The sequence below is a fragment of the Bacillus nitratireducens genome (assembly GCF_036320425.1).
Lineage (GTDB): Bacteria > Bacillota > Bacilli > Bacillales > Bacillaceae_G > Bacillus_A > Bacillus_A nitratireducens.
Map to the genome: position 1 here is coordinate 558,072 of NZ_JAUMJO010000004.1, position 11,768 is coordinate 569,839.

Below are 11,768 nucleotides of genomic sequence, written 5' to 3' on the forward strand. Positions count from 1 at the left end.
TATTTGATACCTATCCAAATTACCAATAGGAATTTTGCCGCATTAACTTTCTGTTATTTCAGAATAAAACTTCACATTTTGTCCCTAAACAAAATTTGTTAGCGTGCAAAATTCAAATACACTAAAACACCCAAATAAATGAAACGTCCTTTTTTATTGAGCATTGAGGTATGAAAAAATAATTCTTCCTACAAAATCCAGCTGAGTAACATAAAGACATCTAAATTACTACCTTTATCGCCATCTATTGTTGACAACATATTTACCAACTATTAAAAAGAACCTATCAAGGGTTCTTTTTTATTATAATCATTCAAATTTCACTTCTATCTTGATACTTAGATTTCTACACAAATTACATCTACTTTTTTACTCTCAATTATTGAATTTATAATATAGTACTTCAATTTTAGTTATTCTTGATCTCAATCCGTTTAAATTAGTGAATAAAATTCAAACATATAAAAATAATAACTACAACTAATCGTTATATATTAAAGAGGTGTCAATTTTGTCCTTAAATGAAAAGACCCTAGAAACAAAGACAGATAAAACTATTGAAAAAATCCAAACAAGTAACTTAAAAGAACTTAAAAATACATTAGATAACATCTTTGATATTAGTGCAGATTTGATTGAACATCCTTTGCAATTAAAAACAAACACGAATATTTTACTATATTATTTTGAAGGCCTTACAGATGGTGTTGCATTAAAAGGAAATGTTGTTACACCATTATTACAAGAAGTGAATGAAGACAGTCAAATATTTAATTCTAATATTATTGCTACTCATACCAAAATAGTATATACGTGGAATGAAATTAAAGAAGGATTACTTGAGGGACAATGTGTACTGTTTATGGAAGGAGAAAAGAGGTCCCTTCTAATAAATACAAAAGGCTGGGCAGAAAGAGCGATTCAAGAACCCATTTCAGAAGTTACTATTAAAGGCTCACATGATGGGTTTATTGAGAATGCCACAAAAAACATAGGCTTAATTCGTCGATATATTCCTTCTACTGAATTGAAAATTAAAAAAATGACAATTGGAGAACGCGCCACTTCTTTAGTCTATTTAATTTACTTAGGGGATGTAGCAAACGAAGATGTGGTCCAAGAAATAGAAACTAGAATCTGTAAAATTAAAACGGATGCGGTATTGAGCATTGGAGAACTATCTAATTTTACAAAGGATCAAAATTGGACTCCTTTTCCACAGGCTTATTTAAGTGAACGCCCAGATGCCATTTCTAATCATATACTTGATGGAAAAGTAGCAGTGTTAATTGATAGATCTCCTGGTGCAATGATTGTCCCAATGAATTTAATTGGATTTTTTCAGACTCCAGATGATTATAATATACATTGGCTCATTGCATCATTTTTTCGTTTATTACGATTTGCAGGATTTATTATAGCTATTTTTTTACCCGCAATTTATATTGCTATAGTCTCTTTTCACTTTGAAATCATTCCTTTAGATCTATACACTTCTATTGCAACGTCAAGAGTTAAAGTCCCTTTCTCTCCTTTATTGGAAGCTTTTATAATGGAAATCACACTAGAAATGCTACGTGAAGCTGGTATTCGCTTACCACAACCAATTGGACAAACAATTGGAATTGTTGGAGGGATTGTAATTGGGCAGGCGGCTGTTCAAGCTGGTCTTGTGAGTAATGTTATGGTTATTATCGTATCTATTACCGCCATTGCATCATTTATTGTTTCTAATTATGATTTATCAAGTTGTATTCGGCTTATTCGTTTTCCAATGATGTTATTAGCCTATTTTTATGGGATTGTAGGTATTGTTAGTGGATTAATGCTCTTATTTGCTCATTTTGTTTCATTAACTTCATATGGTTCACCATATGGATTGCCAATTGCACCATTTCGTCTCCAAGAGTTAAAAGATTCTTTTGTAAGATTTCCTATTTCCATGATCACCACCCGCTCGAGTACAGGACAGCCGGAACAAAAAAAGAAAAAAGAAGGTGGTTCGCATGGGGAATCTTAAATTTCAAAACATAACTTTATTTGAATTTATTGTTTTCATCCATTCACTGCAACTTGCATCAGGTATGTTAATTATGCCAAGCCCACTTGCTACTACCGCTGGCACCGATGGCTGGATTTCTATCATTCTGGGATGGATGGTTACTTCTATAATTGGCGTATTTATTGTATTAATGTTACAAAAAAGTCCTAGCAAAAATTTCTCACAGATTTTAAAAACATACTTTGGTAAATGGCTAGGAACAATTTTTCTTCTTTTATATGCCTTTTATCTATTTTTTGCTGGTTTTAATACTTTATTAAAGGCAACTGACATTATAAAAGTGTGGATATTCCCTTCCACTCCTGCTTATCAAATCGCCATATTATTACTATTGCCTTTTATTATTTTATCATTGAGTGGGATAAGGGCTCTTACTAGTTATTCTATGCTTGTTTTCTTCTTCACTGCTTGGATGCCACTATTTCTTCTGTTTTCATTAAAGAGTAACTACAATCCTTTACACCTACTACCTATTTTTAAAGATGGTATATCCCCTATTGTAAAGGCAACAAAAGAAACAATTACCCCTTATGCTGGCTTAGAAATTGCATATTTTATTTATCCGTTCTTACAAAAAAAACAAAAAGCCATAAAAGGAATACTAATAGCGAATACTGGAACCATGTTTTTCTATCTATATGTGACTATTCTTTCTTATATATACTTTAGTCCGGAGGGGATAAAAGACGTAATTTGGCCAGTATTTCATTTGTTAAAAGGGGTTCGTTTTTCATTCATAGAACGATTAGAAATTATATATATCGCTTACTATTTGATTGTATTTTCTACTACAATATATCCGTATTTATTTTTCAGTTTTGAATCTGTGACCATTTTATTTCAAAAAAATGCTCGCAATTGGGTGCTCGTTAGTTTTATGTTTTTAATAGTCGGCTTATTTATTTTTCTAAATCCCGACGTGGATCAATATTTGTTTATATATTCTCTTATGGATATCTTAAATATCATTTTTTTTATTCTATTACCAATCTTTTTTTTCGCATACAGCATTCTTTTCACTTGGTTAACTAGGAGGAAACAACTTTGATTCGAAAATGGATATGGATTGTAACTTGTTGTGTATGTTTAATCGGTTGTAGTCAAAAAATCCCTCTTGAACAGGTTTCATTAATCCTGTTAATCGCCTTAGATAGAACTTCTAATGGAGACATAAAAGTGGGCACAAGCATACCACTCTTTCATCATAAACAGCAAAGAAGTACTATAGAGCAATGGGCGCGGGCATCCACTGTATATAATGGATTCAGTAAAATAGATACGAAGTTAACGGGCTATATGACAGCCTCAAAAGCTGAAATCATTTTAATTGGGAAAAAATTGGCCCAAGAAGCAAATTGGATGCAGGAGCTTGATTCTTCTTACCGTGATCCTTACGCTACCATTAATGCTAAAGTAGTACTTGTTGATGGACCTGTAGAAGAAATTTTCACAATTAATAAGCCCGATAAACCATCATTACCATCTTACATAAGTAGTGTAATCGAATCCTCCATTCAAAATAATCAATCCGTTTCTTCCACGATTCAACAATTAATGAGAGAAAAAAATGAAGAAGGAATGACACAAGCTGTTCCAGTTATAAAAAAAACAAAGAATGAAATCGACACGGTAGGAATTGCACTTTTAGATCGACAAGGTAAATATTTAAGCCGTATCCCTAAAAAAAATGTTAAGTTCTTCAATCTTTTAAATAAGCCCAAAAATAAAGGCCGGATGATACTACACCTTGTGCTTCCACCTAAAAAATCCAGCCAAAAACCAAACACTTCTATATTAATACAGAATGCGACTAGGAAAATAGATGTTAATTTTCAAAAAGGAAAGTTTGTATTTAATTTCGATATAAACGCTAATGTAGCTGTAATAGAAAAAACTAACGCACATTTAATTAAGGAGCATTATGATAATAAAAAAAACATACATAATTTAGAAAATGAGGTTCAAAAAGAAATTAATAAGAAATTACAAAATATGTTGTATGAATTACAAAAGAATAAAATTGATCCAATTGGATTATCCCTATATGCTAGAGCTTTTCAATATAAAGAGTGGAAAAAAGTAAAAGGAAATTGGTTGCAAGCGTTAACAGAGGCTAAAATAAATGTAAAGACACACGTCAAAATAAAAGATACTGGGACCATTAGAAATTAGGTCATCCTATTCTTGTATTTTATATAATGTCTCCTATGAATTTTCCTTCCTCCAGTATTATTATGTGAAGAGTGATTATACTTGAGGAAGGGTCTTTTGGTTTGATTCTAGCCAATAGATATTTTCTTTTTAACTAATGGTTCATACAGAATTCAAATCCGTAATTATATATAACTATTCACGTGTTACAACCACCTCTGTTCCATTAAAATCCTTCGTAATTACTCATCTTACACTGCATTAATACCTATTTCTTTTAGAGTATTTCAACTGATTCTGTTTCACTTTCACTTTCACTACTGACATCGTTTAATTTTCTTGTATCACTTGTTTTTCTTGTATTGAAACCTGATTATTATCAAAGGACATTTTGTAACCAAAATATATCAGGAAAAATAATAAAATAATTATCCAAATACAAACAAATACTTTATAAGAATGCTTCATATTATATACCTCAATTACTCTATCTATATTCAAGTATTTTAAAAACCCAGAAATCCGTATGTATAAATTAACAAAATACTAAAACGTTTAAATTTCTCTATGAAAAATATCGTCTAGGCTTTTTTATAATACTTAAAATATCTAGGTGATATTTATTAAAGTCTAGCTTTTTAATGATGGTTTAAGTACTAACTTCTTCTTTAATTCTGATAAATCTTTAAGTATAAGAGTCTGTGTAGTAAATTGACTGAACCTTATATATGTACTAAATTGTGTGTGGAAAGGAAGTACATTTTATTTAATCTCATTGCCTAAAAAACCCCTAAATAGTTGGTATTCTTCTTTTAAGACAGAAAGGAGTTTTAATAAATTGCATGGAATTCTAACTCAAACTTTTTACTACACACACTCTTATACAAATAGAAAAAATCACAGTTTATAATTTGTAACAAACCATAAACAATAAGAAATCATTTCGAAATAATTGTTACATTTTGTAACTTTTTGTAACAATAATGTAACACAAAAAAATTAAACGTACAATAGATTTTTTTATAGCATTTTTTCATGATCGAATATTTATGAAATGTCTGGGCACCTCACTACATTTCATTCCAATAATTTTCCAATACCAGTACTATTCTAAAAACGATGGATTTTTCAAAAAAGCGCTATTTCTTTTATAAAAAAATAGTTGGTACCATTACCGATACATCGAATTAGAGAACCATTAGATTTACATGCATGAGAACTACGGGAATAGCCTATTGAATTAGATACCGTTATGTTTCCATACTTTTAAATTTTCTACTTCAAACAGTCCGTGAGGCTGTTACGTGCTGAAGGGTTTAAATGTAGTTAACTTCGAATATAATTTATATATATAATTCCATTCAAAAATACAAAATATCTAAGTAACCATTAATAATTACATTGCTTTTTATCTAAATCCAAAAAGGAGCTGTATAGCATGGATAAAGAAGATCTATTAAGCCGACAGATTAATCACGTCCCATCGGATGCTCTGAATACGCCTAGTAAAGCTCAAGAACAAATGCTAGAAACATCCTCTCAAGACAAGCATAATCCAAGCAACAATCATGTTAACAAAAAAGGTATTACCCAAGACCTATATGGCACAGACTTACCAATTTCAGATGTAGATAGAACAACAAATCAAAAGTGAATTACAATGACAAAAATCTCAAGAACCCGTAAACTTAATTCTTTTCCATTTATAAATAACAGGTTAGGATCACCCTCCAAAATAAGGGATTGGTTTTAACGTAATTCCCAAAATAGTTCTCCTTCCTCAAATATGCGCAGGCCGATAGCACAAAGATGAAATCCCCTTTCTGTGCATAGATAAGAAAACGAGCACCCTATCACAATGGATAGGAGTGCTCGTTTTTACTTTTGTAGATCAATATATAGATATACTCCTCTATTAAAGGCTTTTTACGAGCAGAACGCTTCAATAAGAAACAAAAAAGGACCGTATCCCGGTCCTTTTCTATTAATTGTTATCAATTTAAAAACATTCATCCTACTCTATTCAATTTGGTCTCAACCTGCCTTGTTAGCTTAATAGACATGGAGCTTTTCCTCTTTTCATATAATTCTTATCTCCGAATCTGTCCATTTCCACGGATCACATATTTTGTAGAAGTCAATGCAGGAAGCCCCATTGGTCCCCTTACATGTAGCTTTTGTGTACTGATGCCAATTTCTGCTCCAAATCCGAATTCAGATCCATCAGTAAAACGAGTTGATGCATTATGATAAAGTGCAGCCGCATCAACAGCTGTGAAAAATTTGCCGACGTTTTCCTCGTTCTCTGTAATAATCGCTTCGGAATGCATAGATCCATACGTATTTATGTGATGAATCGCTTCTTCTATAGAAGAAACTACTTTAACTGCCAGCGTAAGAGATAAAAATTCTGTCCCCCAGTCTTCCTTTGAAGCAAGTACAATTGAAGAATCAATTGTACTTGCTTTCTGATCACCTCGTAGCTCCACGCCTCTTTCCTTCAAAGAAGAAAATAACTCGCTACCGAATTGCTGCGCCCAGTTCTCATGAAGTATAATCGTTTCAATGGCATTACATACAGATGGACGCTGCGTTTTTGCATTTATAATAATATCAATTGCCATTTGTTTATTCGCTGTTTCATCAATGAAAATATGACAATTTCCCGCACCTGTTTCAAGTACTGGAACAGATGCTTCTCTCACTACAGTATCAATTAATTGTTTGCCACCTCTTGGAATAAGAACATCTAAGTACCCATTCAATGTAAACAACTGCTTTGCACTATCTCGCGTTGTATCTTCTATGAGCTGTACACTTTCTGGAGGCAAGCTTGTTTGTTTGAGTGCTCGGTGAATAACGGAAACGATGGCTTTGTTAGAATTGATAGCAGAAGAACTACCACGTAATATGACTGCGTTTCCTGTTTTCAAACATATTGTAGCAGCATCTACCGTTACATTTGGCCTTGCCTCGTAAATCATCCCAACAACACCAAGTGGTACACGCATCTCCTGAATAGATAGTCCATTTGGTCGCTCCCATTCACTTACACATTCTCCAACAGGATCACGTAATTCAATTAGCTGCTTAATTCCCTCTGCCATATCAATAATACGCTGCTCATTGAGCATAAGACGATCAAGAAGAGAATGAGAAAATCCTTTCGCCTTACCTTCTTCAATATCCCGTTTGTTTTCCTCTAAAATATAAGCTGTTTCTACTATTAGCCTTTCAGCAATTGAAGCAAGTGCTTCGTTTTTCTGATGGGTTGATTTAAGCACAAGATCCCTAGCAATTTCTTTCGCTTTTTTTCCCTTTGCCAACACTTCATGCATTTTTATTTCCTCCTTTTTAAAGATTACAGTTTGAGAGCCCTTTAACACCGGTATCTAAATCTTTCTTGTATTAGAATTAAAGCTTAAAATGAAACCCAATGATCCCTATGAATGACTTCATAATTATGCCTTTCGCCTCTTGCTTGAATATCTTGGCTTTGCATACCTTTTACAGCCCCTAGTTCCTCTGCGTTATATGTGCATTGTCCTTTTCCAATTACGCGCCCTTGTTGCGTGATTACTTCTACGACTTCACCCACTTTGAAAAATCCTGACACATTCGTAACACCAGCAGGAAGAAGACTCTTACCATGCTGAATGATAGCAGTAGCTGCTCCCGCATCTACTTCAATTTGTCCGCTAACAAGCGAATGCAAGGCGATCCATTGCTTGTTCATCTTCATTTCTTTTTGAGGAGCATTTCCGACATACGTTCCATCACCTTTGCCCTTCAAAACATCTACAAACTTCTCTTGTCCACGTCCTGTTCCGATAAATACACTCACGCCAAGAGAGAGTGCTGTCTTCGCAGCATCAATTTTTGATTTCATACCGCCAGTCCCAAGTTTTGATCCAGCATCTCCTGCAAGAGAAGCGATTTCTTCCGTAACTTCAGGAAGGAAATAATATTTTTTCGCATCTGCATTTTTCTGAGGATTTTTGTCATATAAACCGTTCACATCCGTAAAAATCATAAGCATATCCGCCGAAACAAGCCCGCTTACTAAAGCTGACAGCATATCATTATCACCGAACGTCAGCTCCTCTAAAGAGATGGAATCATTTTCATTAATTATTGGAAGAGCAGAACGGTTTAGTAACTCTCCTAAAGTAGCGTAAGCATTACTATATTGTTCTTTTCTAGAAAAATCACTTCTCGTCAGCAAGAGTTGCGCAGTAACGATACCATACTTACGGAATTCCTCCGTGTACGCCTGCATTAACAAACTTTGTCCGACAGCCGCAGCAGCCTGTTTTCCTTTAATTGTCACAGGTCTGCTAGGATACCCTAGAGCAGAAAAACCTGCAGCAACGGCCCCAGATGTAATTAACAAAACTTCATGCCCTTCCTCTTTCAATCGAGCCAATGCGGCAACATGATCTGAAAGTTGTTCTTTTGAAATGCCTCCATGACTATCTGCTAGAGAGCTGCTCCCAATCTTTACAACAATTCGTTGTTTTTTCACTTTTGTATCCCCCAAGTCTAAAATCAAAGTTTTTTATAAATTACACTTCTATTCATACAGCTTGCAGCGATTTCTATTCTCACCAATGCTGCACCTAGCCTATTAAAGAGCAAAATAAAAATGACCGTTTCGCCCTTAATAAAATAAAAAGGACGAAACGGTCATTGTTCCGCGGTACCACCTTAATTGATATACATAGATATCCACTTGGCGCCCATAACGCAGGCGTACGCCTAAACTTTCATTTAAGACTCAGGGATAGGTTCGATACTTTCTATACGAGGAATCTTTCAGCCGGTGAATTCCACTCTCTTTCGTAAGAAGACATATGTACTAATTCCCTTCAACGATTTTCAATCTAATTTTTTTATATTATGCGATATAGTTTGGTTTTGTGTCAAGAGATATTTTGAAAAATTATTAGAGCGACAAGTTTTTAGTATAAAATTATGAACATCACCATTTCTTAAAAATGTAGATTTAACTATACCTTATCGATTATTAATCAACATACAGCTTTTTAGCATGCAACACATAGAGCTAGTCATGTCACAAATCCTACAACTTCTCCTAATTCCTTATGCGGATAATAGAATGTTTTGCTATTATCAAACATGATTTTTGATGTTATCAAGTGTAGACAATACAAAATATTAAATTATACTGCATGTACTTATATAGTTTCAAATAAAATTATTTTCTTTATTTTTTGTATTGCAAAAAGGCACCCACTCTCTTAAAATGTTTCTTTATATTGTATGGGATGTTATTTACTTTTTCAGAATAATAATTTCAAACAGATAAAATTTATTATAAAAGGAGCCAGATCGAGTTATTATGGACAAACAAATTGGATTCATCGGATGTGGAAATATGGGGATGGCTATGATTGGTGGGATGATAAACGAAAATATAGTGCCTTCAGAAAAAATAATTTGTTCAGATTTAAACGTTACAAATTTAAAAAATGCTAGCGAAAAATATGGCGTAACTATAACTTCTGAAAACAATGCGGTAGCTAAAAATGCTGATATTTTAATTTTGTCAATCAAGCCAGACTTATACTTATCAGTAATTAACGAAATAAAAGACCAAATAAATGGCGATGTAATAATCGTAACTATTGCTGCCGGAAAAAGCATTATGAGTACTGAGGATGCTTTTGGCAGAAAGTTAAAGATTGTAAGAGTAATGCCTAATACACCAGCTCTTGTTGGCGAAGGAATGTCTGCATTATGCCATAATGAACTGGTTACAGAAAAAGATTTAGAAGATATATTAAACATTTTTAATAGTTTTGGTCAAACAGAGATAGTAAATGAAAAATTAATGGATGTTGTAACTTCTGTAAGTGGTTCTTCGCCAGCCTATGTATACATGTTTATAGAAGCCATGGCAGATGCTGCTGTATTGAATGGCATGCCAAGAGATCAAGCATATAAATTCGCAGCTCAGGCTGTATTAGGCTCTGCAAAAATGGTACTAGAGACAGGGATACATCCAGGTGCATTGAAAGATATGGTTTGTTCTCCAGGTGGAACGACTATAGAAGCTGTAGCAACATTAGAAGAAAAGGGTTTAAGAACAGCCATCATTTCAGCTATGAATCGTTGTACTCAAAAATCTGTTGAATTATCTAGTCAAACGAAAAACAATTAAAATAAAATTTAACAATTGCGTATGCCTTTATTAAGTTGTATACCATATTCACATTTGATTTAGATAATCCTCATTATAAGTAGTAAATAAAACGGACGAATTCATACTTACTCGATTCTGTCCGTTTTGTTCTTTTTATTATTCTTAAATAACTTCACTCTTTCCTAATTACATGCCTTTTGTTTCCTCTATTTTCACCACTTATTTCCCGAATAAGATTCTACATAAATACAAAAAACGATTCTTTTCACACGAAAAAGAATCGTTTTCTAATTTTAAACTTTCGATAACATGAAATAAAGAAATGCGAAAACTGAGAGTTTATTACCTAAGAGCATTGATTACAACTTCAGCAGCCTCTGCAATTAGTTGATTATCATAGGTAGCCTCTTTCTCATCTTTACTAGATAAAATTGCGATGATAATGGGTGCTCGATTTGGGGGCCAAACGATAGCAATATCATTGCGTGTCCCATAACTTCCAGCTCCTGATTTATCTCCAACTATCCAGTCAGTTGGTACGCCTGCACGAATAAGTTTGTCTCCTGTAGCATTTCCTTTCATCCACTCTGTAAGAATATTACGTTTATGAGCTGGAAGCGCATTTCCGACCGTAAAAGCTTTAAGATTCGTAGCAATTGCTTTCGCTGTACTAGTATCACGAATGTCTCCTGGGGTAGCTTCGTTTAACTCTGGCTCAAAGCGATCAGCCATAGTAACCCGATCACCCATCTGTCTAAGTGCTTTTTCATATCCTTTAGGTCCGCCTATTTTATTAAATAAAATGTTCCCGGCAGTATTATCACTGGAACGAACAGCGGCCTCTGCAATTTCCCCAAGTTTCATGCCTGTATCTACATGTTTCTCTGTAACAGGTGAATATTCTACTAAGTCGTCTTTCGTATAAGTGATAACTTCATTTAACTTCTCAGTTGAGTTTTGCTGTAGTAACACTCCTGCCGCTAACGCCTTGTAGGTTGATGCAAAGGCAAATCTTTCGTTAGGTCGATAAGAGATTGTTCGATTTGTACCAGTATCAATAGCATACACACCTAATCGAGCATCAAATTTTTTCTCAAGTTGAGAGAATTCTTTATACGTCGCATGATTATTATGTTTAACTGGTCCTGTCTTTTCTTTCGCTTCAACTTGCAATACCCCTCCTGTAAAAGCCTCTAGGCTTGTAAGACTTAAACCTACTATACCAACGCATATTCCTATTTTTAGCATCCTCTTGTTTTTCAAAATCATCATTCCTTTCAAATTTTCAATACTGAAAACAAGTAGTAAATTCAATACACTGTATCCTATTTGAAAACCTGTTTTTATACGTACACATAATAGACCATCTAAGAAACAAGTTTGTTCCAT

The 11,768-nt window shown here is 33.7% G+C and carries 8 protein-coding genes and 1 other annotated feature; of the genes, 5 read left to right on the top strand and 3 right to left on the bottom strand.

Going from position 1 to position 11,768, the window contains the following annotated elements:
- Nucleotides 1-511: 511 nt before the first annotated feature.
- The 4 genes from Q3V31_RS18435 (at nt 512) to Q3V31_RS18450 (ending at nt 5,867) form a co-directional block, all read left to right on the top strand.
- Entirely contained in the window at nt 512-2,020 is a 1,509-nt protein-coding gene (locus tag Q3V31_RS18435; RefSeq protein ID WP_002085466.1) for a spore germination protein, read from the top strand.
- Nucleotides 2,007-3,110 carry a GerAB/ArcD/ProY family transporter gene (locus Q3V31_RS18440; RefSeq protein ID WP_002136423.1) on the top strand — a complete coding sequence of 368 codons (1,104 nt, stop codon included), beginning with the start codon at nt 2,007-2,009 and terminating at the stop codon, nt 3,108-3,110. Before Q3V31_RS18435 ends, Q3V31_RS18440 begins: the two co-directional genes overlap by 14 nt.
- On the top strand, nt 3,107-4,234 hold the full coding sequence (locus tag Q3V31_RS18445; RefSeq protein ID WP_090813423.1) for a Ger(x)C family spore germination protein: 1,128 nt from the start codon (nt 3,107-3,109) through the stop codon (nt 4,232-4,234). Before Q3V31_RS18440 ends, Q3V31_RS18445 begins: the two co-directional genes overlap by 4 nt.
- Before the next feature lie 1,417 nt (nt 4,235-5,651).
- A complete protein-coding gene (locus tag Q3V31_RS18450; RefSeq protein ID WP_090813422.1) occupies nt 5,652-5,867 on the top strand; it encodes a hypothetical protein in 216 nt (71 codons plus the stop codon).
- A gap of 436 nt (nt 5,868-6,303) precedes the next feature.
- Here Q3V31_RS18450 and Q3V31_RS18455 read toward each other — a convergent pair whose 3' ends face one another.
- The gene (locus Q3V31_RS18455; protein WP_090813421.1) at nt 6,304-7,551 is read right to left on the bottom strand and encodes a glutamate-5-semialdehyde dehydrogenase; all 1,248 of its coding nucleotides are present in this window, start codon (nt 7,549-7,551) and stop codon (nt 6,304-6,306) included.
- 83 nt (nt 7,552-7,634) lie between these two features.
- On the bottom strand, nt 7,635-8,738 hold the full coding sequence (gene proB, locus Q3V31_RS18460) for a glutamate 5-kinase (RefSeq protein WP_016129458.1): 1,104 nt from the start codon (nt 8,736-8,738) through the stop codon (nt 7,635-7,637).
- A gap of 145 nt (nt 8,739-8,883) precedes the next feature.
- Nucleotides 8,884-9,094 (bottom strand) — a binding site (T-box leader).
- 481 nt (nt 9,095-9,575) lie between these two features.
- Here proB and proC point away from each other — a divergent pair.
- A complete protein-coding gene (gene proC / locus Q3V31_RS18465; protein WP_090813420.1) occupies nt 9,576-10,397 on the top strand; it encodes a pyrroline-5-carboxylate reductase in 822 nt (273 codons plus the stop codon).
- 324 nt (nt 10,398-10,721) lie between these two features.
- On the opposite strand, the gene bla is transcribed toward proC, so the two are convergent.
- Nucleotides 10,722-11,648 carry a class A beta-lactamase Bla1 gene (gene bla / locus Q3V31_RS18470; protein ID WP_420866260.1) on the bottom strand — a complete coding sequence of 309 codons (927 nt, stop codon included), beginning with the start codon at nt 11,646-11,648 and terminating at the stop codon, nt 10,722-10,724.
- Nucleotides 11,649-11,768 lie beyond the last annotated feature (120 nt).

Excerpts from the sequence above, each read along its gene's own strand:
- Q3V31_RS18440 (WP_002136423.1), top strand. The coding sequence starts at position 2,007 with ATGGGGAATCTTAAATTTCAAAACATAACTTTATTTGAATTTATTGTT.
- Q3V31_RS18450 (WP_090813422.1), top strand. The coding sequence starts at position 5,652 with ATGGATAAAGAAGATCTATTAAGCCGACAGATTAATCACGTCCCATCG.
- Q3V31_RS18455 (WP_090813421.1), bottom strand. The coding sequence starts at position 7,551 with ATGCATGAAGTGTTGGCAAAGGGAAAAAAAGCGAAAGAAATTGCTAGG.
- proC (WP_090813420.1), top strand. The coding sequence starts at position 9,576 with ATGGACAAACAAATTGGATTCATCGGATGTGGAAATATGGGGATGGCT.
- bla (WP_420866260.1), bottom strand. The coding sequence starts at position 11,648 with ATGATTTTGAAAAACAAGAGGATGCTAAAAATAGGAATATGCGTTGGT.